This is a genomic window from Sphingobium sp. SA2, assembly GCF_032227065.1.
Taxonomy (GTDB): Bacteria; Pseudomonadota; Alphaproteobacteria; order Sphingomonadales; family Sphingomonadaceae; genus Sphingobium.
Map to the genome: position 1 here is coordinate 178,358 of NZ_JAPMXX010000006.1, position 23,061 is coordinate 201,418.

Consider the following 23,061-nt stretch of genomic DNA (forward strand, 5'->3'; position numbering starts at 1 on the left):
GTGAGCAATTACCTATGCAGAGCCTCAAGCTTGGGTCGGCTCAACTCCTGGCGTATTGCCTGGCGGATATCGGCAGGCTTGCCCGCGATCTTGCGCTCAATGTCGTAGAGTTGCCCGATACGCTCGAGCGCCTCGTGTGCGATCTCGGATTTTTGCGACGTCCAGATGTCATGAAAATCGCGTCGCCAATGCGCAAAGCAGGCCGCTTCCCGGAAGCGAGGCTCACCATCCGCGACGGGTTCGTAGAGCTTAGCATAGCCTTTGTAGGCGTCGGCTTGAAGAATACCGCTTGCGCTGCCCAAGTGCGCCAGCACGTGCTCGGCTTTCCAGTTGGGCGCATAGCGGTAGAGGACGCCAGGCGGCGCGGTGCCGGCCCAAGGCCGCTGATCACAGACATAGCCCCAGATCCGGCCTTGCATCACACCCTTGCCGATACCCTTGGCGCGTCGTTCCGGAGCCAGCACGCGGATCGGTGTATCGTCGGCGTGCAGGATGTCGCTGCCCAGGACCGAGGCCTCGATCCGGTCGATCACCGGCTGCAGGATCCGCATCGAGCGACCACACCAATCGGCCAGCGTGCTGCGTGGGATGTCGGCACCCATGCGCGCGATGATCTCGTTCTGCCGGTACAGCGGCAAATGGTCGTCAAACTTCGAGATCAGCACGTAAGCCAGGAGACTTCCTCCGGCCATGCTACCGGGGATCGGTCGGCTCGGGGCTGGCACCTGGACCATCTTCTCGCAGCAACGGCAGGACTTCTTCGGGCGGACGACTTCGATGACCTGGAGCTTTGCCGTGATCATCTCGAGGATCTCGCTCACGTCTTCGCCGACGAGACGCAGCTCGCCGCCGCACTCCGGACAGGTGCTGCCGGGGTCAAGTTCGTGGCGTTGGCGCGGCGTATCCGCCGAGACGCGTGGGCGCCGAGATGGACGCGGCCCAGGGGTGGTCTCGGCAGACGCGACCGCCGCTTGCGCCTCGGAATCGTCCAGGCCACTTGTCACGAGGCCCTGTTGCGCGACCGAAACAAGCACGTCTTCGAGAGCGAACTCGAGTTGCTCGATCTCGCGTTCGATCTTCTCGGAGGATTTGCCGAAAGCCTGCTTCCTGAGCCTGGCGATCTGCAAACGCAGTGCCTGGACGACCAGGTCATGGGCGCGCAGCGTCGTCGTCAGCTTCTTGTTCTGGGCCTGCAACTGGGCGATCAGCGCCTTGAGAAGGGCCGGGTCTTCGGGAAGATCGGATGCCGCGTTGAGCATGGCTTTTTATACAGGAAATCGGCCGCAAAGCCTAGCAGAACAGCCGCTTTTGCAGAAGAAAAGTTACCCCGCGCGTGTAGGCGGCGCACCCCAGTTCGGACGCCTCCAGTCGATCCCTTCCCACAGCATCGCGAGTTGGGCCGATGTCAGTCGCGCCGCCCCGTCAGCCGCAGAGGGCCAGGGAAAACGGCCGCGCTCCAGGATCTTGTAATAGAGGCAAAATCCCTGACCATCCCAGTAAAGCAGCTTCAGCCTGTCGCCGCGCCGTCCCCGAAAGGCGAATACGGCACCACTGGCCGGCTTCTGTCGCAGCACGGTCTGGGCCAGCATTGCAAGACCCGAAATCCCTTTGCGCATGTCAGTGACGCCGCAGGCGAGATAGACCCTTACGCCGGTGCCCGGTCCGATCATGCAGCTTCCACCGACCGGATAAGCTGGGTCAAGGCAGTAGCCTCGATGCCGGCATCGAAGCGCAGCCGCCGTCCTTGCGCCAGACACAGCTCGACGATCAAGGGCGAGACCACCACCCGGTCATCGAGCACGGGCTCCGCGCTCAGCATGGGCGCCCCGATATCAACCGGCAAAAAGGTCGGCCCGTCCGCCGCAGGCAGCAACCCTCGCTTCCTGAACAGATGGCGCCATTGATAGATCTGGCTTCGCGACACATCGTAGCGCCGCGCGACGCGCGCCAACGTCTCTCCGTTCATTCCCACAGCGGCGACGATCTCGAGCTTCTCCGCGTTGCTCCACCGACGACGCCGTTCCCGGCCCAATATCTCCACCGCCGTCCCTCGCTTTGGCTCAGGACGTCCATAACGACGTCCTTATGGACGTCTCTTACGCGCTCACATCACAGCAAGGCAGGCGGCCTCAACCGGTCGGTTACGGTTCAAGCGTGTCGAGACAGCTTTCCAATCAAGCGCAGCCCGTCTCAGCTAAAATCTGGGTTTCCAACCGGCGGCGAACTTTCAGCGCGCCATTGTCGATCCGCGCGCTGATCTCGATCGGCAGCGTCGCACCCGATTGCAGCACGGCTTCGATTGTTTCGATGGCATCGATGTCTTCGGGCTGGATGCGCGTACCCATTCCCAGGTTCATCGTGGCCAGGGCTGGATTGTCGAGGCCAAAATTGCGTGCGGTATTGACGAAATAGTGCAGCCGGGTCGGCGATGCAGGCGTGATCATGTGCAGAAAATTCTGAATGCCCAGCACGGTGCCACTAGCGGCGTCGCTTATAGCGCCACCGGTGCGGATCAGGCAGGGGCCGAGATATTCTGCATCAAACTGCTGATGGACCGGCCCTTTCTGGTGGGGGAATTGCATCTGGATCAACGGATTGAGCGGCAGGTTCTGACCGTTGCGCTGGACGGTAAGGCTGCGCTCGGTCTCGGCCAGCGTGACCGGAATTTCGACCACCTTGCTCCCGCCCGGAATGGTGTTGGCGTGAATGAAGGTGACATGGCTGAGATCGAGCAGATTTTCGATCAAGAGCGTGTAACGCGCATCGACGGTGGCAAGCGGATGCTGTTCAACGACCCAGTCGGGATGCATCCGGTTTGACTGCGGAACTGTTGCAGTGACCGCAGCAGCGCTGCTATCTGCGCGGTGTCGCAATGGATAGCGGTTCCCTTCTGTCCGACCTCGACACGAATGAGCAGCACGCGAGGGTGGCGCAGTCCCTGCCCCGCAGCTTAACCGAAATTTCCACGCTCATCCGCTCGACCGCGGGCAGCCTCTGGCGACCGATTGCAAGCTAGTCTGAATAGATATTTAGCACCAGAAGGAGAGCGCGGCGAGGTAGTTTTGAGGGATGCGATCATATCTTGTGGATCGTGCCCCACAACGTGGTGCAGGTTCGCTGGGTAGTCACAGCGACCTCCGTCTAAGCCGGATTGATCATGCTACCATGGCAGGCAACCTGATGATGGGATTATCGCTTAATTCTGAGACGCTTTCCAGCGTCATGTAGCGGCAGCGCTGCACGGCCCATTTGATGGCATGGACCACCCCCATGCAAACGATCATATTATATGGTGCCATTAAAGTGGAGGAAGCGCGATGTCAGTTGTTACGATTGGCCTTGATCTGGCCAAAACGGTTTTCCAAGTTCACGGTGTAGATGAGGCCGGCTTAACCGTGCTTCGCCGAAAGCTCTCTCGGGCCGATATGGCGGCCTTCTTCAAAAAGCAGCCGCCGTGCCTAGTCGGAATGGAAGCGTGTTCTAGCGCGCATCACTGGGCGCGCTTGCTTGTGGAGATCGGCCACACGGTCAAGCTCATTCCACCTCAGTACGTTAAGCCGTACGTGAAGCGGAACAAGACGGACGCCGCCGACGCGGAGGCCATATGCGAGGCCGTCGCCAAGCCGAACATGCGGTTTGTTCCTATCAAGACGAAGCAGCAACAGGCGGTTCTGGCTTTGCATCGTGTCCGCAGCCTGTTGGTCCGACAGCGAACGGCGACGATCAATGCACTGCGCGGACTGCTGGGCGAATACGGGCTTATCGCGGGCAAGGGCGTGCGACAGCTCGCGATATTGAGCGAGCGTCTTGCAACCTCGGACAAGACCGTCGTCCCGGACGAAGCGCGAGAAGCGTTGCGATGTCTTTTCCGGCACATCGACACATTAACCGATAAGCTTGGCGAGATGGAGAAGCGGATCGTCGCCTGGCACAAATCAAACCCGGACAGCCAGCGTCTGGCTACTGCTCCGGGCGTGGGCCCAATTACGGCGACAGCGATTGTGGCAGCCGTCGGCGATGGCAGTCAGTTCAAGTCTTCCCGTCATTTTGCAGCTTGGCTTGGCCTGACGCCACGGATTCGAGCGAGCGGGGGAAAAGAGAAGATTGGTCGGATCAGCAAAGGCGGCGATCGATATCTCCGAACGCTCTTGATCCATGGAGCTCGGGCCGTTGTAGGAACAACGTTCCGCAAGGACGTGACACCTCGGCCCTGGCTTAAAGCTTTGGTCGACAGGAGGCCCGTGAATGTAGCCTCAACAGCCGTCGCTCACAAGACGGCTCGCTCGATCTGGGCCATGTTGACCAGGAATGAGGTATACCGCCGTCCATCGCCTTTGCCGATGGCGGCCTAACCAGTTCGGCGCCGATGTGATGGTGCCGACTTGCGAGGGCAACGACAGAGTATGGCGAACCGGTATCACCGGGGATCGACAAAGGTCACTGAAATGATGCGAACCAATTTGAGTTCGTCCATTTGTCCGGCCGTCGATCCGCGGAAACCATAGGGGCCTGCGGCGTGTTATGCCGCACAACAAGGCCGGATACACGACCGCAAGATCCGAAATCGTCGAAATCTGTTGAAAAGCCTTGCAAGGTGGGGGTGGTCCATACACATCATTCTGTTCCAAGAGGATGGCACCGACAAGGCGGGTGATGGCTTCTTCGTTGGAGAAGATGCCTACGACATCGGTACGCCGTTTGATTTCGCCATTGAGGCGCTCAATCGGATTATTGCTATGCAGCTTGGTGCGATGCTGGGCGGGGAACGTCATATAAGCCAGCACATCTTCCTCGGCGCTGTCCATGAGAGCAGCCAGTTTGGGCACGGTGGGACGTAGTTGATCGGCGACACTGCGCCACTGGGCTTTTGCGGCTTTGGGCGTTTCCTGTGCGAAGGCGGTGGCGATGAATGCTGACACGACCCAGCGTCCGCTCCTGCCGACATGGGCCAGCGCATCGCGCATAAAATAAACCCGGCATCGCTGCCAGGTGGCGCTGAACACTTTGGCAACAGAAGCTTTTATGCCTTCGTGGGAATCGGAGATCACCAGCCTCACGCCACGCAGACCGCGACGGGCAAGGCTGCGTAGAAAATCGGTCCAGAAGACCTCAGCTTCGGAATGACCGATCGCCTGCCGAGCACTTCGCGCCGGCCATCGCTGTTGACGCCAACGGCGATGATGACGGCGACCGAGACAATGCGATCGGCCCGCCGCACTTTGATGTAGGTCGCGTCCATCCAGAGATAGGGCCAGTCGCCTTCGATCGGACGATCGAGAAAGGCCTTCACCCGCTCGTCGATCTCCACGCACAGTCGGCTGACCTGGCTCTTTGAGATCCCACTCATGCCCATGGCTTTGACCAGATCGTCCACAGAGCGGGTCGAGATCCCCTGGATATAAGCTTCCTGGATGACGGCCGTCAGTGCCTTCTCTGCCATACGGCGGGGCTCCAGAAACCCTGGAAAATATGTTCCCTTGCGCAGCTTGGGGATCCGCAGCTCGACCGTCCCTGCTCGCGTCTCCCAGTCCCGATCCCGATAGCCGTTGCGCTGCGCGAGGCGCTCAGGATCTTTTTCACCATAGGCAGCGCCGGTCGCACCGCCCACTTCCAGTTCCATCAGCCGCTGCGCGGCAAAGCCGATCATGTCGCGTAGAAAATCGCCGTCGGCTGTCTTCCCAACCAGAGCGTGCAGGTCCATCTTGTCATTGGTCATCGGTGGTCTCCGTAAGTTGAGCTTCGCAACTCCAACTTATCCGAAGTTCGCCGGTGACCACCCGCGACACTGACCGGCCGCTACAGCGCTTTATGGATGAGCGTGCGTCCGGTCAGCTTCGCTAACCCTCAAAACCTACACCACCACCAGCGACACGACCTATTTTGTGACAATGCGTCAAAGTTGTTTGAGACGTCCGATGGTGCGCTCGACGCGGCTTCGCATCCTGCATTTGCCGGGGCCGAAGGCGCGTTTGCGTAGCATGCAGGTCCGTTGCGGGATGATCGGCTGTGCGCCTGACGCTTCGATGTGGTCAAGGATGGCGTGGCTGTCATAGGCTTGTCCGCAAGGACATGGGTGGCATTGAGGCCGGTTAGAAGCGGGATGGCGGATCTGGCATCGCTGGCGTTGCCGCCTGTCAGGATGAAACGGGCATGGCGGCCGAACGTGTCGACCGCGATATGCCACTCGGTCGTCAATCCGCCTCGGGCGCGCTCCATAGCCTGATCGCACGCCCCCCTTTTTGGCCCGTCGCCGCTTGGGCGTGGCCACGGACGATCGAACTTTTGATCATCAGATACTCGCTGCTGCGGTCACTGGTGAGCAGGGTGAAGATGCGTTCCCAAACCCCGGCCTGTGCCCAGTAAGTGAAGCGCTTATGCACCGCCTTGCACTTGCCATAACGGTCCGGCAGGTCCGACCAGCGCTTCAGATCGAAGAACCCACAAACACCGTTGATAAACAAGCGATTATCGTATGCCGTCCGACCAGCATCAGAGGCCTTGCCCGGCAACATCGCTTCAATCCGATGCCACTGTGCTTCACTCAACTCGTACTGCTTGATCCCCATGATCCCTCCGCGATCGCGGAAACTCATGAATCAGGTATCAGCCCTCTTGGGAATCCTGAATGTCGATCCGGCCTAGTCATGTGAATCCGAAGTTCGGCTCATTGTCTTTTGGCAGAAGCGCCTGACGGCGGCGAGGATGTCGTCTGCGGATTTGACCCATCTGTAGGGTTTGGGGTTTTCGTTGTGCGCCTTGATGAATGCAGCGATGTCAGCTTCGAGTTCCGCAGTGGAGCGATGGACACCGCGCTGCAACTGCTTGCGGGTCAATTCTGCAAACCACCGTTCAACCTGATTGATCCAGGAAGCGGAAGTCGGCGTGAAGTGGACGTGCCAGTGTAGGCGGCGCGCCAGCCACGCCTTAATTTTCGGCGTCTTGTGAGTGGCATAGTTGTCCATCACGAGGTGGACGTCCGGCACCTCGGGCATCGCGGCGTCGATGCGCTTGAGGAAGTCGAGGAACTCGGTCGCCCGATGGCGTTTATAGCACTTGCCGATGACGGCACCGGTGGCGATGTCGAGCGCCGCGAACAATGAAGTCGTACCGTTGCGGATGTAGGTATGGGTGCGCCGCTCGGGCACGCCGGGTGCCATGGGCAAGACCGGCTGCTCGCGATCCAAGGCTTGGATCTGTGATTTTTCATCCACGCACAGCACGATAGCCCGATTCGGCGGTGACATGTAAAGGCCGACAATGTCCTGCACCTTGTCGACGAATAGTGGATCAGTGGACAGCGTGAAGGTCTCAGACCGGTGGGGCTGCAGGCCAAAAGCGCCCCAAATCCGGCGAATAGTGGTGTGCGACAGCCCGGCCTCAGCGGCCATGGGGCGGATCGACCAATGCGTGGCATCCTTTGGGGTGGTGTTCAGCGTGCGCTCGACCACCTTAGCCACCTGCGTGTCCGACACCGTTCGTGGCCGGCCCGCACGAAATTCGTCGGTCAGCCCGTCAATGCCATTTTGTACGAACCGCCGTCGCCATTTGCCTACCGTATGCTCATGGACACCGAGGCGTTCGGCAACTTCCTTGCTCTGTAATCCCTCTGCGCAAGCAGCACCATCCGGCATCGGTCCGATAGCGAACGTGGTGCTTTGCGGCGGCGAACCTGAGCTTCGAGAAAACAACGGTCGTCTGCAGTTAAGACAACCAAATCAGCCTGCCTACCCGCCATCACGCCCCCCATCATCGCCAGTGAGGGGTAAATACAATGATGCTTACTTCAGTTCCAGATGACTAGTGTCCTATCCTTCCTGCCCGAAGTGCATCCAGTTGCCCCGGTTCCACTGCGGCCTGACGTCTGCTTATCGGTCGATGTAGATCGGGTTGGAATAGAACCAGAGGTCATCCCAGGGATTTTCGCCCACGGGGTCGGGACCGGGTTCGGTTTGCGTCGTGTTCGTGCCGCGGATGCGGAGGTAGCGGGGCATGTCCTGTGCGCCGATCCGGTGTTCGACGACGTGATAATCGCCTTCCTGCTTCCATTGCTGGGCGGTGAAGCGGCGAATGACCTTGGTCGTCGCGTTGCGATCACCCGCCGTTGCGGAGGGGCCGCCTGCGATGAGGTCGACATGATCCAGCTTTGGCACGTCGCCATGGGCGTTCGCCGTGCGGGCCGGTCGCCATCGGATTGTCACGACGATGTCCTCGCCGCGCGGCACGGCGAGGACATCGCCCATGGCGGCAGGCGGACTAGGCATTCGCACGCGGGCGGCCGTAAAATCCAGTGCGTCGATAAGGTCGCCGGTCGCCGCGAAGACGCGCCCGCTGCGCAAGCCGTCCAGAATGTCCGCGCCGGTCGGTGTCGCCAACACCCATGTCTTGGCATATTCGCCGGGCCAGAAATCGGCCCCGCCCGCTGTCCAGTGGCCATGCGAATCCGACGTGGCCGTGATCGTCCAGTGCATCCCCTGGCCAAGCAGGGCATCCCATCCGCCGCCAAGCGTGGCGACCATCTGATCGAAGCCGCCCATCGTGGGATATCCGCCATAGAGGCCGCGCGACCCGTGGGCTGCGTCCAGTCCTGCCTTGGGGGCAGCCGCTTGATGCCCAGGGGCGCCCTCCATGCCGATCGCGACATGGGGCGCGGCATCATGCCAGGCCCGATATTCGGCGGGTGCATGAAGTCCCCATTGGCCAAGGCCCGTCGCCGTCCGTGACGGATGATTGCCGATGACGACAGGGGCATTCGGCAAGGCGGCCATATAGCCGAGCGCCGCGATCATGCGGGACTTGGTGTTGCGCGCCGGATCAGCCGGGAACGCCTCGCGCTTGCCGAAGCGCGATTCGATGGCGCGCAGCGTATCGCGCTCCTGCGCGTCGATCGGCAGGATCAGGCTTGCATGTTCGCCGCCGGGCACGTCGAACTCGGCACCGTAGAACAGGACCAGGTCCGACACGGCCTTGCGTGCCGCGACGACATCGGGCCAGGCGCGGTCATAGTTGAGGATCGAATGACGGGGTCCGCCATGGTCCGTCGACACCATCCATGACAGGCCGAAACGGCGCGCCATCCGGGCGTTTTCGACAATGGTGTGCGACGAATCGCCGCCGATGATCGGCGCGGGCGGCGCATCGGGATGGGCCGGGTCGGCACGATATTGCGCGCTGTAGATGCTATGCACATGATGGTCGCCCGCAAGCCAGCGGCGACCATCGGCGGGACTGGCCTGTACCGGCCCTGTCAGGGCGCCCAGGGCGAACGCCCCGATGATGAACATGCGGTCCATGCAGCTTCCTCGCCGAAAAATCCGTTTTGGGGGCGTGCCGCACCGTAACGAGGCGATGGCCCCGCCACGGTGCGGCAACAGCGGCCGGGGTCAGAATTTGGCGCGAACGCCGAAGTTGACCGTGCGGCCGAATGTGTGGATTTCGCTGACGTCCTGCTCCGTTCCGGCGAAGGACACCTGGCGCTGGTCGAACAGGTTCACCGCCTGCACGAACATCTCCACATTGGGCTTGATCTGATAGCTGGCGCCCAGATCGACGATACCGAACCCCTTTTGATAATAGGGCACGACATCTTCCGGGCTGGGCAGCGATGTGACCACCGCCCCGGCATCCGTCATATAATCGCTGCGATAGGTGTAGCTGAGGTTGATTTCGAACGGCCCGGATTCGAAGAAGGGCGTGATCGAATAGCTGACGTCGGACACGCCCTGGATACCGGCCGATTGCAGGCCGACGCCCGTGCGATCAAGCTCCAGCTTCGACGTGGCGAAGGTCGCGGTCGCCGTGACCCCCAGGCCGAACGGCAGCTTTTTCGTATAGCCGAACTCGATGCCGGATATGGTGGCATCCCCGACATTGGTCGGCGTCGACACCAGAATATCCACCGGCAGCGTCGAACCGTCGTTGACGGCAAAGGCTAGCGTGCGCGTCTCGAAATCCGACGCGACATAATCGCTGATGTCCTTGTGGAACGCCGCGACGGTGAAGGCGCCGAACTTGTCGAAATACCATTCGAAGGAAACGTCCAGGTTCCACGACGTATAGGGACGCAGGTTCGGATTGCCCGCGGCTGCGGTCAGGTTGAGCGTCGGGTCAGCGAGCGCGGCCGCGCCTTCGTTGAAGATGCTCGTCACGGTCACGCTGTTGGTGTTGATGGAATTGCGCAATTCCGACAGCGACGGCCGCGTCATCGTCCGAGCGACGCCGAGCCGCAACTGCATATTGTCCGCGATTTCGAACATGGCGTTCGCGCTGGGCAGGAACTCGCCATAGCTCGCCTTGGTGGTGGTCGGCGTCACCTGCGTCGTCACCCCGCCCGCGCCATCGGAAACGGGCGCTATCGTCGTGCCGCGAACATTGGTACGGGTGCGCACATAGCGCAGGCCGAAATTGCCGGTGACCGGGACGTTGCCGACAATCGATTCGAAGTCGAGCCGACCATAGCCCGCCAGGATCTTTTCGCCGATCCGATAGGAATTTTGGAGGTCGGCCGCGGTCGGATCAAGGTCGTACGCGCTAGGGCTGACGCCATCATATTCGCTGCCCAGCGTATAGGCCTGATTGAACAACGCCCAATCGACGCTGCCCCAAGTCTGGCGATTGGCGATCGATTGGTCGAAGGCGTTGCTGGCCACCGGATATTGCAGGAACGCATCCGTCCGGGTCGCGCCGCTCCGCAGGACGGCATTGTTGCGATCACGACGCTGATAATCGCGATAGCGATCGGAAAACTGGCCGCCGAAACGCAGCCGCGTGAAGGTCACGCCACCCAGGCCGAAATCGATGTCGCGCGCTATGTTGACGATGGCGCTCTTGTCTTCGTCTTCCGAATTGATCGGCCGGATCGCAAAGCTTTCGAACGGCATGACCGACGGATCGGTCAGGTCGAGATCGGTGTAGAGCGATGTGATGCGCTGATTGCCCAGCACGTCGCCGCGAAAATCGAAGGTCAGATTGCCGCCCGCACCGCTGCGGGTACGATATTGTACCCGCTGGATCGGCGTGTCGAGGCCGCTGCGCGCCCGCGCAGATCGTGTCCCACAGCGTGGTGTAGGTTCGCTGGGATAGCCACAGCGACCTCCGGCTAAGCCGGATTGATCATGCTGCCATGGCAGGCAACGTGATGATGGGATTATCGCTTAAACCTGAGACGCTCTCAAGTGTCATGTAGCGGCAGCGTTGGACGGCCCATTTGATGGCATGGACCACCCCCATGCAAACGATCATATTATATGGTGCCATTAAAGTGGAGGAAGCGCGATGTCAGTTGTTACGATTGGCCTTGATCTGGCCAAAACGGTTTTCCAAGTTCACGGTGTAGATGAGGCCGGCTTAACCGTGCTTCGCCGAAAGCTCTCTCGGGCCGATATGGCGGCCTTCTTCAAAAAGCAGCCGCCGTGCCTAGTCGGAATGGAAGCGTGTTCTAGCGCGCATCACTGGGCGCGCTTGCTTGTGGAGATCGGCCACACGGTCAAGCTCATTCCACCTCAGTACGTTAAGCCGTACGTGAAGCGGAACAAGACGGACGCCGCCGACGCGGAGGCCATATGCGAGGCCGTCGCCAAGCCGAACATGCGGTTTGTTCCTATCAAGACGAAGCAGCAACAGGCGGTTCTGGCTTTGCATCGTGTCCGCAGCCTGTTGGTCCGACAGCGAACGGCGACGATCAATGCACTGCGCGGACTGCTGGGCGAATACGGGCTTATCGCGGGCAAGGGCGTGCGACAGCTCGCGATATTGAGCGAGCGTCTTGCAACCTCGGACAAGACCGTCGTCCCGGACGAAGCGCGAGAAGCGTTGCGATGTCTTTTCCGGCACATCGACACATTAACCGATAAGCTTGGCGAGATGGAGAAGCGGATCGTCGCCTGGCACAAATCAAACCCGGACAGCCAGCGTCTGGCTACTGCTCCGGGCGTGGGCCCAATTACGGCGACAGCGATTGTGGCAGCCGTCGGCGATGGCAGTCAGTTCAAGTCTTCCCGTCATTTTGCAGCTTGGCTTGGCCTGACGCCACGGATTCGAGCGAGCGGGGGAAAAGAGAAGATTGGTCGGATCAGCAAAGGCGGCGATCGATATCTCCGAACGCTCTTGATCCATGGAGCTCGGGCCGTTGTAGGAACAACGTTCCGCAAGGACGTGACACCTCGGCCCTGGCTTAAAGCTTTGGTCGACAGGAGGCCCGTGAATGTAGCCTCAACAGCCGTCGCTCACAAGACGGCTCGCTCGATCTGGGCCATGTTGACCAGGAATGAGGTATACCGCCGTCCATCGCCTTTGCCGATGGCGGCCTAACCAGTTCGGCGCCGATGTGATGGTGCCGACTTGCGAGGGCAACGACAGAGTATGGCGAACCGGTATCACCGGGGATCGACAAAGGTCACTGAAATGATGCGAACCAATTTGAGTTCGTCCATTTGTCCGGCCGTCGATCCGCGGAAACCATAGGGGCCTGCGGCGTGTTATGCCGCACAACAAGGCCGGATACACGACCGCAAGATCCGAAATCGTCGAAATCTGTTGAAAAGCCTTGCAAGGTGGGGGTGGTCCATACACGTCGTTCTGTTCCAGAAGGATAGCGCCGACGAGACGGGTAATCGCCTCTTCGTTGGGGAAGATACCGACAACATCGGTGCGCCGCTTGATCTCGCCATTGAGCCGCTCGATCGGATTGTTGCTGTGCAACTTCGTGCGGTGTTGGGCTGGGAAGGTCATGTAGGCCAGCACATCCTCCTCGGCGCTGTCCATCAGAGTAGCGAGTTTTGGCACGGTAGGGCGCAATTGATCGGCGACGCTACGCCATTGGGCCTTTGCGGCCTCTGGAGTTTCCTGGGCGAAAGCGGTGGCGATGAATGCCGACACGACCCGGCGTCCACTCTTGCCGGCATGGGCCAGCGCATTGCGCATAAAATGAACCCGGCATCGCTGCCAGGTGGCGCTGAACACTTTGGCGACGGAGGCTTTTATGCCTTCATGGGAATCTGAGATCACCAGCTTCACGCCGCGCAGACCGCGACGAGCAAGGCTGCGTAGAAACTCGGTCCAGAAGACCTCCGCTTCGGAATGACCGATCGCCATGCCGAGCACTTCGCGCCGGCCATCGCTGTTAACGCCAACGGCAATGATGACCGCGACAGAGACGATGCGACCGGCTCGCCGCACTTTGATGTAGGTCGCGTCCATCCAGAGATAGGGCCAGTCGCCTTCGATCGGACGATCGAGAAAGGCCTTCACCCGCTCGTCGATCTCCACGCACAGTCGGCTGACCTGGCTCTTTGAGATCCCACTCATGCCCATGGCTTTGACCAGATCGTCCACAGAGCGGGTCGAGATCCCCTGGATATAAGCTTCCTGGATGACGGCCGTCAGTGCCTTCTCTGCCATACGGCGGGGCTCCAGAAACCCTGGAAAATATGTTCCCTTGCGCAGCTTGGGGATCCGCAGCTCGACCGTCCCTGCTCGCGTCTCCCAGTCCCGATCCCGATAGCCGTTGCGCTGCGCGAGGCGCTCAGGATCTTTTTCACCATAGGCAGCGCCGGTCGCACCGCCCACTTCCAGTTCCATCAGCCGCTGCGCGGCAAAGCCGATCATGTCGCGTAGAAAATCGCCGTCGGCTGTCTTCCCAACCAGAGCGTGCAGGTCCATCTTGTCATTGGTCATCGGAGGTCTCCGTAAGTTGAGCTTCGCAACCCAAACTTATCCGAAGTTCGCCGGTGACCACCCGCGAAACTGACCGGCCGCTACAGCGCTTTATCGATGAGCGCGCGTCCGGTCAGCTTCGCTACCCTCAAAACCTACACCACCTCCTGGGACACGACCCCCGCGCATAGCTGACCCGCGGTTCGATCTGCCAGCCGCCAAGGTCCAGCTTCATGGTCGCATTGAGCTGCAGATTCTGGTGCGACTGATCCATATTTTCGCTGTAGTTGCGGATGCGCGCGCCCCGGATCGTGCCCGCGACCAGCCGTCCATCCTCGACCACCGCACTGGACAGGTCGAGCCGCGACAATTCGTTGGGAATATAATAGGTCAGCCGCTGTTCGACCGTCTTGTTATTGAACTGCGAATAGAGGCCGTTAATGTCGATCTCGAACGTGGATGACGGACGCCATTGGACGCCCAGCACCGCACTGATCCGCTCGCGATCCTCAAGCTCCAGATAGGGCTGCGCATCGCCTGGCACGCGCAACTTGCCCAAACCCTCGACCTCCGCTTCCTGCCACCCCATGCGCAGGCGGTCGAACTGCACCTCGCGCCGCGAATAGGACAGCCCGCCCAGCAGGCCGAAGGTGCCGTCCGCGTTGCGCCAGCCGCCCGATATCGTGCCATTGGGATTGACCGTGTCGGTACGCTCTTCATACCCCGCATAGGCGTTGGCGGCGATAAAGGATGGGCGATCGAGCGGCTTGATCAGGCGGATGTCGACCGACGATCCGATCCCGCTTTCGACCAGGTCGGCGGTGGGCGACTTGACCACCACCACGCTGTCGATCAATGTCGCGGGCAGGATTTGCAGGCGGAACTGACGCCCGGATTGGCCCGAATTGCGGATATTTTCGTTATAAGCGAGCGGCATGCCGTCGAAGGTGACCGACTGGAAATTCGGCCCCAGGCCGCGCACGCTGATGAACTGCCCCTCGCCCGCTTCACGGACGATGGTAACGCCGGGCACGCGCTGCAAAGCCTCGGCCACGTTGAACGCCGGCAGTTTGCCGATGTCGGCCGCGACGACCGCATCCGCGATCGAATCTGCTTTGCGCTTCAAATCGAGCGACCGGCCGACGCCTTCGGAAAAGCTGGCCGTCACGACGATATTGTTGCTCGCTGCCGTATCAAGGTTGGCGCTTGCCGGCGTTTCTGCGGCCGCCGCCGTCTGAGGGCGAACGATCAGCGCCCCCGCGCGATCACGCACGACCACCAGCGACGTGCCCGCGACCAGCCGACGTGCCGCGGTTTCGGCGTCGAACATGCCCGACAACGCGGGTGACCGCAGTTACGCCACGGCGTCGCGCGTGAACAGGATGTCCTGACCGCTCTGGCGCGCCAGCTGTTCAAGCGCGCTGGCCATCGGCTGGGCGGCCATCGTCACGCGCATCTGGCGCGACTGGCCCTGCGTCTGGGCCTGCAGCGTGGCCGACATCGCCATGGAGGAAAGCGTGAGGGCGAGCGCCGCCGATCGGCAAAGCTGCCGTTTCAAACTGATCATAATGTGATGTCCCTGTTCGGCGTTCCCCGCGAGCGCCGCTTATATCCTCGTCGCTGGGGGTCGGGATTTCCCCACCCCCCGCATGCAAATAAAATCAGTACATGCTGGCGATGCGGACGGCGTCGGCCTGTGCGGTGACGCGAATGGGCAGCAGGACGGCGAGCGAGCGGGCGAAGGCTTCGGGATCGCCGACGCTGTAGACGCCACTGACGCGCATGGCCGCAGCCTTGGCGTCGGACACGACCAGTGCCCGTTCGGCGTAGCGGTTCATCTCCGCCGCCGCCTCGGCGACCGTTTGATCGCGGAAGGCCAGGCGACCGCTCTGCCACGCCGTCAGGTCTTCCAGTTCCGGCCGGTCGAGTTGATCGGGATGCCCGGCCGTCATGGCGATGCGATGCCCTTGCGACAGCAGGACCGGCGCCTGCATCGCCTCGACACGGGCGCTGCCCTGAATGGCCGTCAGCGTCACATGATCGTCATCGCGGCGCAGATCGAGCCGGGCCATGTCCGCCACCGCCCGCCTGTCACCCGCCTCGATGACGAAGGGACGCGAATCGCGGGCGATATCCAGGTTGATGCGACCCGTTTCGAGCGAGAGCAGGCGCATGGTTTCGCGCGCGCGGAACCGGATCTGCGTATTGGTGTCCAGCATGACGCGGGTGCCGTCATCCAGCATCAGGCGGCGCTGCTCGCCAACGCCTGTCCGGTACACGCCAGCCTGCGCCTGCTGCCATCCGACCGTCAGCCCCGCGGACAGGATGATTCCGACGCCCCCGGCCATGACGGCCCGGCGCGACAATCGCTGCGGCGCGGGCGCGCTGCGTGGATCGTCGCGAAGGCCTCCGACGGCGTCCCAGACGGTGGAGCTGTGATCGAAGGCCAGGGCATGGGACGGATCAGCATTCAACCAGGCGCGAAATGCCGCTTCGTCCTGGGTGGATCGGTTGTCGGCGTGTAAGCGCGCAAGCCAATCCGCTGCCTGCCGGTTCACATTTTCCGGCTTGCTGCGGAAGTTCACGTCACCAATGCTCCATCCATTCGGCCAGATGCGCCATCGCTTTTGCGATATGTTTTTCGACTGCGCTCTGGCTGATCCCCAACTCCTCGGCGATCTCGCGATATTTACGCCCGTCCAGGCGATACATCAAGAAAATCTGGCGGGTGCGGGGGCTGAGTTGCGCGACCCCGCCGCGCACATGGTCCAGACGTTCTCGCGCGATCATCACTTCGTCCTGCAGGGGGAAGCTGTCTGCGACGCTGTCGCTCGTCGTTTCCGCCACGATGGTCGATCCGACCCGCCGTTCCCGGCGATAGGCATCGATACCGCGATTGGTCGCGATCCGCGCAAGCAAGGCTTCGGCATTGTCGGCTTGTGTCCGCCGCGCCGCAACGCTGAGCCACGCATCCTGCAGCAGATCGTCGGCATCGTCGCGCCGGGTCATGCGCGCAATCTGATTGCGCAGCCTGACCCAGCTAAAGCCCAGCGCCCCGTCGCGCGTCGATGCCTTTGAACATTCCATCGCCGCGCGTCTAGGAATGGGGCGATACGATTTAATGACAGATCGGCGTCAGCACCATGACATGCACGGCGAAGAAAGCGCCTGTCGATGTGGGACATCACTGCGCGAGACTTTCGGCGGCAAGATCGATACTGTCTGAGAGCCAATCGAAACGCGATTGACCTATCGGGACGGTCATGCGGCATGACGTCGGTCCAGGTAACTAACAATTCGCATTTTAGCATCAGCGGTTTCAATCGGCAATCGACGCGAACCGCCGTTTAGACCGGCTCCCGCTGCACGGTATGCGGAATATCGAGTAACATCACACCGCATCCGCCTCCTGGGCTTCACTCACGCCGACGACGACCTTCTCCAAAACGCGCGTCGCCAGTTCCATCTCTTCTTTGCTGAGTTTGGCAAATACCGTCGATCGAATGTCCGACAGAACGGGCTGAACCTGCTCGACGACCGCCATGCCCGCTGGCGTGATCTCGATATGGCGTGATCGCTTGTCGTGCGGGTTTTCCGTCCGGCGGATCAGGCCATCGGCTTCCAGGGAATTCAATGTTCGGATCAGCGGTGGCCATTGAATGGCGAGGCGGGCCGACAAGAGCGATGTCGTGACCGGGGGCGTGGCGACGCTCAGGACGAAGAGGGTCTGCCATCGCGACCGGGACTGGCCCGTGGCGGCCAACATGCGATTTTCGACATGCGTCCCCCAACGGCGGGCCGACAGCGACAATATCCGGGTCAGCCGGAATTCGACGTCATCGCGCGATCCTTCGGGAAAATAGGCGCGATATTGCGCTGTGCTGCTGTCGAACGGATCGGCTGGATTCGGATCGTCGGAGGCCATGTCATTCCCATTGCAAAGGCGGGACAGTGGATTGCAGCCCGCATGCCATTCTTAGCGGCGCTGGTAAACAACTGCAAAATATCAGATTTCCCCCAAATTTTCCCCCTGAAAGGAGGGCGTTGACAATCTATGTATCACGATACATAAATTGTTCAGAGGCCGCAGCAGAAGGCCAGGAGAGGGAAATGAAGATGCGATTGAGCACCCAGCGCATGCGCGCAAACGCGAGTGTCTTGGCCATGATCGGGGTAGCGATGGCGCTGCCGACCGGTGTGGCCGCACAGGAGTCCGCCCCGGCTGATCCAACTACCGCCCCGCAATCCGTCGATGCCCAGACGACCGAAGGCGCATCGGGTGCCTTGCCCGTGACTGACATCGTCGTGACGGGCACGCGCCTGGGTTCCAATTTCAACGCGCCGACGCCGGTCACCTCGATCGGCGCTGAACGGCTCGATGCGCTGGGCATCACCAATGTCGGCGAAGCGCTGAACCAGTTGCCCAGCTTCCGCGCGTCGAGCGGTCCGGCGGCGCAGGCCAATCTGGGCGGCAATATCGGCGCTCGGCTGCTCGATCTGCGCGGGCTCGATCCCCAGCGCACACTCGTCCTGGTCGATGGCAAGCGTTTCGTGCCCAGCACCGTGCAGGGTTCGGTCGATACCAACCTGATCCCGTCCTCCCTGTTGCGCAGCGTCGATGTCGTGACCGGGGGCGCCTCGGCCGCTTATGGGTCGGATGCGGTTGCAGGGGTGGTGAACTTTGTCCTCGACCGCAAGAAAGAAGGCCTGGACGGCGAATTTGCCGCGGGCATGTCGCAGCGGGGCGATGACGGCAATCTGTTCGCCAGCCTGTCGGGCGGCATGCGCTTTGGCGATCGCATCCATGTGATCGGCGCGGTCGAATATGAAAAGCTGGAAGGGCTGGGCACCTGCACCAGCCGTAGCTGGTGCGACAGCCAGACCCTGATCCTGGGCAATACGCCCGGTGCCGGTGGCCTGCCCGCCAATCTGATCATCGGCGGGGTCAATACATCGACCATGTCACCGGGCGGCCTCATCAATCGGTCGTACAATGCGGCGGGTCAGGTGATCGGCACGACGGCGACCGATCCGTTGCGCGGCACCAAATTCCTGGCCGACGGCACGCCGGGGCAGTTTCAATATGGTTCGCTGGTCGGTCCGCTATTCATGCTCGGCGGCGAGGGTCAAGGGCGTAACGGCTTCATTTCCGCCCTGCGGCTCAAAGTGCCGCTGGAACGCGTGTCTACTTATGGTGCCCTGACGGCGGACCTGACCGACGATGTCACGCTGACCGCCGACCTGTCCTATGGCCGGGTCAAGGGGACCGTCGACGGCGCCATCTTCCGCGACTTCAACGGGACTTTGCTCGGCCGTATCAAGCGCGACAATCCCTTCATCCCTGCCGCCGTCGCATCGACGATGGATGCCAATGGCGTCGCCTCCTTCATCCTGGGCAAGGCCGCGTTCGACCTTGGCCCCGGCCGGGCGACATCGACCACGGAAACCTATCGCGGCGTGCTGGGCGTCGAGGCGAAGCTGAGCGACAAATGGACGGTCAACGGCTTCTATCAATATGGCCGCACCAATTTCACGCAACGGGCGACGAACCTCGTCAATCAGGCCAATCTTCTGAAAGCCGTAGACGCGGTGCGTTCCGGCGGCCAGATTGTCTGCCGCGTCAATGCCGACGCGATCGCCAGCAATGACGATGCGGGCTGCGTACCGTTCAACCCGTTCGGCGAAGGGCAATTCAGCCAGGCGTCGGTCGGCTATATCACTGGCAACGGCCTGCAGCGAACCGTCAATGAACAGCATGTCGCGGGCGTGGACCTGCGCGGCGAGCTGTTCGACCTGCCAGCGGGGCCGGTAACGGTGGCGGTGGGCGCGGAATATCGGCGCGATACCGTGGACGGCACCGCCGATCCCATCTCGGCGGCGAACGGCTTTTATTCGCTCAACGGCTCCGCTTTGTCGGGCGGCGTGACGGTGAAGGAAATATTCGGCGAGATCGCCGTCCCCGTGTTGCGCAATTCATCGGTCGGCTATGCGCTCGACCTCAATGGTGCGGCCCGCCGCACCGATTACAGCACCACAGGGTCGGTCACGACCTGGAAGGCCGGCCTCGTCTACGAACCGATCGAAGGCGTCCGCTTGCGCGGCACGCGGTCGCGCGACATTCGCGCGCCCAATATTTTCGAACTGTTCGGCCCGCAGACGCTGCGCTCGATCGGCCTGTCCGACCCGTTGAACGGCGGATTGCAGACCAACCCCTTCGTCGTCACCGGGGCCAATCCGAACCTCTCGGTCGAAAAGGCGGACAGCTGGACTGGCGGTTTCGTGATCGCCCCCCGGTCCGGCCTGCTCCAGCGGCTGCGCCTGTCTGTCGACTATTATAATATCAAGGTGGCCGACGCGATCGGTGCCCTGGGCGCGCAGACATTGGTCAATCGATGCGCGCAGGGGGCGACCAATTTCTGCAGCCAGATCACGCGCGACGCCAACAACCAGATTCTGCAGGTCCGCGACGTCATCCTCAATTCTAACGCCCTCAAGACCAGCGGCTATGACATCGAACTCCAATATCGCCAGCCGCTCGGTTCATGGGGTGAGCTGAACGGGCAGTTGATCGCGAACATCACGAAGGAACTGACGACCGTCGATGCCCTGGGCGCGGTCGATCGCGCAGGGCAGACGGGCGTGCGCACCGGGACGATTCCTGGCGTGCCCGATTATGTGCTGGATGGCGTGCTGACCTGGACGGTCGGCAAATTCCGGCTGACCGGTCATGGCCGCTATATTCCGTCGGGCATCTACTGGACCAATTTCGTTGGTCCCGATCAGGATGGCTATGCCGTCACCGCACCGAACAGCGTCGACAATAATAATGTGCCCAGCCGCTTCTACCTCGACATGACGGCGCGGGTGAATGTCGAAGCCGGCAATGGGCGGACCTTCCAATTGTTCGCCACGGTGAACAATCTGCTCGATCGCGATCCGCCCGCCATGCCCGGACCATCGGGCGGCACCAACCAGATCCTGTTCGATCCGGTCGGTCGCGCGTTCAAGGTCGGCGCGCGCTTCCACTTCGGTGCATAAGGCGCAGGAGAGGGACGAGCCACGATGAGCATGACCGCAACCGATCCATCGCCCCCCGTCGTCATCGAGGTGACGGACGTGATCGAACGTCAGCGGATCAATGCGTTCGTCATCCGCCTCGTCGCGATATCGTGGACCGTCACCTTTCTCGACGGTTTCGACATGCTCGTCATCTCCTTCGTCGCGCCCTATCTGCGCGACGGGTTCGGTGCGGACGTCATTTCCCTGGGCGAACTGTTCGCTATGGGTGTGTTCGGCGCGATGCTGGGCGGGATCGCTTTTGGTTGGCTGGGTGACCGCTATGGGCGGCGCCCGATCATCATCGCGTCGGTGGTGGCGTTCGGGGCGACCAGCATGGCCATTGCGCTCGCGCCCAATATGCAGGTGCTGCTGGCGCTGCGTTTCCTGAACGGCGTGGCCCTGGGCGGCTTGATGCCGCTCGCCTGGGCGCTCAACATCGAATATGTGCCGCGCCGCTATCGGGCGACCGTCGTGACCGTCATCATGATGGGCTATACGCTGGGCGGCGTTGTCGCGGGGCCGATGACGGTGTGGCTCGCGCCGCTTTATGGCTGGCAGTCGGTATTCATGGTGTCGGGCGTGGCGACGCTGCTGCTCGTCCCGCTCCTCTTTGCCCTGCTCCCTGAATCCGCTCGCTATCTGGCGGTGAAGGGGCGATCGCCCGACAAGATCGCAAAGGCGCTGAACGCGCTGGAACCGGGGCTTGGTGCGCGGCCGCAGGACCGCTTCATGGTCACGGACGAAACAGCGCCCGCCACAGGAAAGGGCTTCCGTATCGCCACCCTGTTCAAGGGCGATCTGCGGCCGATCACCAGCCTGCTCTGGCTCGCCTATATCGGCAGTTCGATGGCGGTCTATTTCAAGTCCAACTGGGGCCCGATCATCTTCGAGGATGTCGGTTTCACCCGGACGCAGGCGGCGATGATCATGTCCGTCAGCTCGATCGGCGGCTCGCTCGCGGGCCTGGCGCTCATGCGCTTTACCGACCGGCTGGGGCCGATCGCGATCGCTTTCTATCCGATGCTGGCGGCACCGCTGCTGCTGGTCATGGGCCTGGCCCCGGTCTCGCTGCAGGGTCTGGCCGCCTTCTCCCTTCTGAGCATGGCGATGATCAGCGGCACGCATTTCGGCATGCATTCCATCGCGGGCATTTTCTACCCCAGTGCCATCCGCGCCAATGGCGCGGGCTGGGCGACATCGGTGGCCAAGATCGGATCGATCTTCGCACCGCTGCTGGGCGGCTATCTGCTGGCGATGAACATACCCCCCCGCCTGCTGTTCGTCCTGCTTGCGGCGACGCCGCTGCTCTCGTGCGTTTCGCTGCTCCTGCTTGCCCGTGTCGGCAAGCGCCAGGCGGCCCGCACGCCCGTTCCCACCGACAACATCGTCCTTCCGGCGCATGCCGTGGCGACCAAGCCCTAACAGGAAATATGATCATGGCTTTGACTGCGACCCCCATCACCCCGCGCTTTGGTGCCGAGCTTTCCGGCATCGACGTCAGCAAACCATTGAGCGACGCCGATGTCGCCGCCATCAAGGATGCGATGAACCAGTGGGGCGTGTGCGTCATTCGCGGCACCGGTTTCGACAATGCCTCCCATGTCGCTTTCAGCCGCCATTTCGGTCATTTGGAAACGGCGCCATCGGTAAAGAACCGGCCGCGTCGTCACCCGGACACGCCGGAGATATTCGACGCCAGCAACCTGACGCCTACGGGCGAGATACTGGTCGACGAGAATATGGTTCTGCACAAGAAGGGCGACCGGCTCTGGCATACCGATTCCTCCTTCATGGACCTGCGCTCGGCCTATTCGCTGTTGCTCGCCTATGAAGTGCCCAAGGAAGGCGGGTTGACCTATTTTGCCGACATGCGGTCGGCCTATGAAGACCTGCCTGCCGACATCAAGGAAAAGGTCGATACGCTGCAGGCCGAACATTCGCTCTGGTATTCGCGCCTGCTCGCGGGTTTCCCGATCACCGAGGAGGAGATTGACGGCCGTCCCAAAGCCCGCCAGCCCATGGTCATGCACCAGGAAGCAACCGGACGCACCGCCATCTATATCGGCAGCCATGCGATGGACGTCGTTGGCCTGCCACGCGAGGAAGGGCGCGCGCTCATCAAATATCTGATCGAATTCGCCACCCAGCCGCAATATGTATTCGGCGTCTCCTACCAACCGGGCGACATCGTTATCTGGGACAATCTGGCGACCATGCACCGGGGCGGCGATTTCGACATCTATAAGGAAAGGCGCGACATGCGTCGAACGACCGTGCGCGAAGGCGAACCACCCGAACATGCCGACGATCCGTTCACAGCCTATTTCTCCGCTTCGGCACCGCAGAGCTGAT

General features: G+C 61.6%; 16 protein-coding genes and 5 pseudogenes. 5 read left to right on the plus strand and 16 right to left on the minus strand.

The window, feature by feature from the left end:
- Positions 1 to 23 precede the first annotated feature (23 nt).
- From tnpC to OVY48_RS08370, 5 genes and pseudogenes are all read right to left on the minus strand, one after another.
- Positions 24 to 938 (minus strand): annotated as a pseudogene (gene tnpC / locus OVY48_RS08355) (IS66 family transposase); the annotation flags it as partial.
- 12 nt (positions 939 to 950) lie between these two features.
- Positions 951 to 1,259, minus strand: a pseudogene (locus tag OVY48_RS23880) (transposase domain-containing protein); the annotation flags it as partial.
- A gap of 63 nt (positions 1,260 to 1,322) precedes the next feature.
- A complete protein-coding gene (tnpB, locus tag OVY48_RS08360; RefSeq protein WP_096064158.1) occupies positions 1,323 to 1,670 on the minus strand; it encodes an IS66 family insertion sequence element accessory protein TnpB in 348 nt (115 codons plus the stop codon).
- Positions 1,667 to 2,041, minus strand: a complete 375-nt coding sequence (gene tnpA, locus OVY48_RS08365; RefSeq protein ID WP_313921603.1) for an IS66-like element accessory protein TnpA — start codon at positions 2,039 to 2,041, stop codon at positions 1,667 to 1,669. The genes tnpB and tnpA overlap by 4 nt, the downstream gene beginning before the upstream one ends.
- Positions 2,042 to 2,174: 133 nt before the next feature.
- Positions 2,175 to 2,873, minus strand: a complete 699-nt coding sequence (locus OVY48_RS08370; RefSeq protein WP_313922477.1) for a hypothetical protein — start codon at positions 2,871 to 2,873, stop codon at positions 2,175 to 2,177.
- Positions 2,874 to 3,317: 444 nt separating this feature from the next.
- Between OVY48_RS08370 and OVY48_RS08375 the strand changes: the two genes are divergently transcribed.
- Positions 3,318 to 4,352 (plus strand): IS110 family transposase, encoded by a 1,035-nt coding sequence (locus OVY48_RS08375; RefSeq protein WP_107126479.1) that lies wholly within the window; start codon positions 3,318 to 3,320, stop codon positions 4,350 to 4,352.
- A gap of 261 nt (positions 4,353 to 4,613) precedes the next feature.
- Here OVY48_RS08375 and OVY48_RS08380 read toward each other — a convergent pair.
- The 5 genes and pseudogenes from OVY48_RS08380 to OVY48_RS08400 form a co-directional block, all read right to left on the minus strand.
- A pseudogene (locus OVY48_RS08380) lies at positions 4,614 to 5,716 on the minus strand (IS256 family transposase); the annotation flags it as partial.
- 475 nt (positions 5,717 to 6,191) lie between these two features.
- Positions 6,192 to 6,566, minus strand: a complete 375-nt coding sequence (locus OVY48_RS08385; protein ID WP_313922478.1) for a transposase — start codon at positions 6,564 to 6,566, stop codon at positions 6,192 to 6,194.
- Between the two features lie 72 nt (positions 6,567 to 6,638).
- Positions 6,639 to 7,735 (minus strand): annotated as a pseudogene (locus tag OVY48_RS08390) (IS630 family transposase).
- A gap of 130 nt (positions 7,736 to 7,865) precedes the next feature.
- Positions 7,866 to 9,290, minus strand: a complete 1,425-nt coding sequence (locus OVY48_RS08395) for a phosphoesterase (protein ID WP_313922479.1) — start codon at positions 9,288 to 9,290, stop codon at positions 7,866 to 7,868.
- 90 nt (positions 9,291 to 9,380) lie between these two features.
- Positions 9,381 to 11,147 carry a TonB-dependent receptor gene (locus OVY48_RS08400; protein ID WP_313924721.1) on the minus strand — a complete coding sequence of 589 codons (1,767 nt, stop codon included), beginning with the start codon at positions 11,145 to 11,147 and terminating at the stop codon, positions 9,381 to 9,383.
- A 124-nt stretch (positions 11,148 to 11,271) separates the two neighbouring features.
- Here OVY48_RS08400 and OVY48_RS08405 point away from each other — a divergent pair, with 124 nt between their 5' ends.
- On the plus strand, positions 11,272 to 12,306 hold the full coding sequence (locus OVY48_RS08405) for an IS110 family transposase (protein ID WP_107126479.1): 1,035 nt from the start codon (positions 11,272 to 11,274) through the stop codon (positions 12,304 to 12,306).
- A 261-nt stretch (positions 12,307 to 12,567) separates the two neighbouring features.
- Here OVY48_RS08405 and OVY48_RS08410 read toward each other — a convergent pair.
- The 6 genes and pseudogenes from OVY48_RS08410 to OVY48_RS08435 form a co-directional block, all read right to left on the minus strand.
- Positions 12,568 to 13,671 (minus strand): annotated as a pseudogene (locus tag OVY48_RS08410) (IS256 family transposase); the annotation flags it as partial.
- Between the two features lie 127 nt (positions 13,672 to 13,798).
- Positions 13,799 to 14,980, minus strand: coding sequence for a TonB-dependent receptor plug domain-containing protein (locus OVY48_RS08415; protein ID WP_313922480.1), 1,182 nt, complete (start codon positions 14,978 to 14,980; stop codon positions 13,799 to 13,801).
- 24 nt (positions 14,981 to 15,004) lie between these two features.
- Positions 15,005 to 15,217, minus strand: coding sequence for a hypothetical protein (locus OVY48_RS08420; RefSeq protein ID WP_313922481.1), 213 nt, complete (start codon positions 15,215 to 15,217; stop codon positions 15,005 to 15,007).
- Between the two features lie 94 nt (positions 15,218 to 15,311).
- On the minus strand, positions 15,312 to 16,235 hold the full coding sequence (locus tag OVY48_RS08425; protein ID WP_313922482.1) for a FecR family protein: 924 nt from the start codon (positions 16,233 to 16,235) through the stop codon (positions 15,312 to 15,314).
- A gap of 1 nt (position 16,236) precedes the next feature.
- On the minus strand, positions 16,237 to 16,737 hold the full coding sequence (locus OVY48_RS08430; protein WP_313922483.1) for an RNA polymerase sigma factor: 501 nt from the start codon (positions 16,735 to 16,737) through the stop codon (positions 16,237 to 16,239).
- A 304-nt stretch (positions 16,738 to 17,041) separates the two neighbouring features.
- The gene (locus tag OVY48_RS08435; protein ID WP_037476121.1) at positions 17,042 to 17,575 is read right to left on the minus strand and encodes a MarR family winged helix-turn-helix transcriptional regulator; all 534 of its coding nucleotides are present in this window, start codon (positions 17,573 to 17,575) and stop codon (positions 17,042 to 17,044) included.
- Between the two features lie 185 nt (positions 17,576 to 17,760).
- Here OVY48_RS08435 and OVY48_RS08440 point away from each other — a divergent pair, with 185 nt between their 5' ends.
- From OVY48_RS08440 to OVY48_RS08450, 3 genes are read left to right on the plus strand one after another with little or no spacing between them, the layout of a single operon-like run.
- Entirely contained in the window at positions 17,761 to 20,688 is a 2,928-nt protein-coding gene (locus OVY48_RS08440) for a TonB-dependent receptor domain-containing protein (protein WP_313922484.1), read from the plus strand.
- 24 nt (positions 20,689 to 20,712) lie between these two features.
- A complete protein-coding gene (locus OVY48_RS08445; protein WP_313922485.1) occupies positions 20,713 to 22,131 on the plus strand; it encodes an MFS transporter in 1,419 nt (472 codons plus the stop codon).
- A gap of 14 nt (positions 22,132 to 22,145) precedes the next feature.
- Positions 22,146 to 23,060 carry a TauD/TfdA family dioxygenase gene (locus OVY48_RS08450; RefSeq protein ID WP_313922486.1) on the plus strand — a complete coding sequence of 305 codons (915 nt, stop codon included), beginning with the start codon at positions 22,146 to 22,148 and terminating at the stop codon, positions 23,058 to 23,060.
- Position 23,061 lies beyond the last annotated feature (1 nt).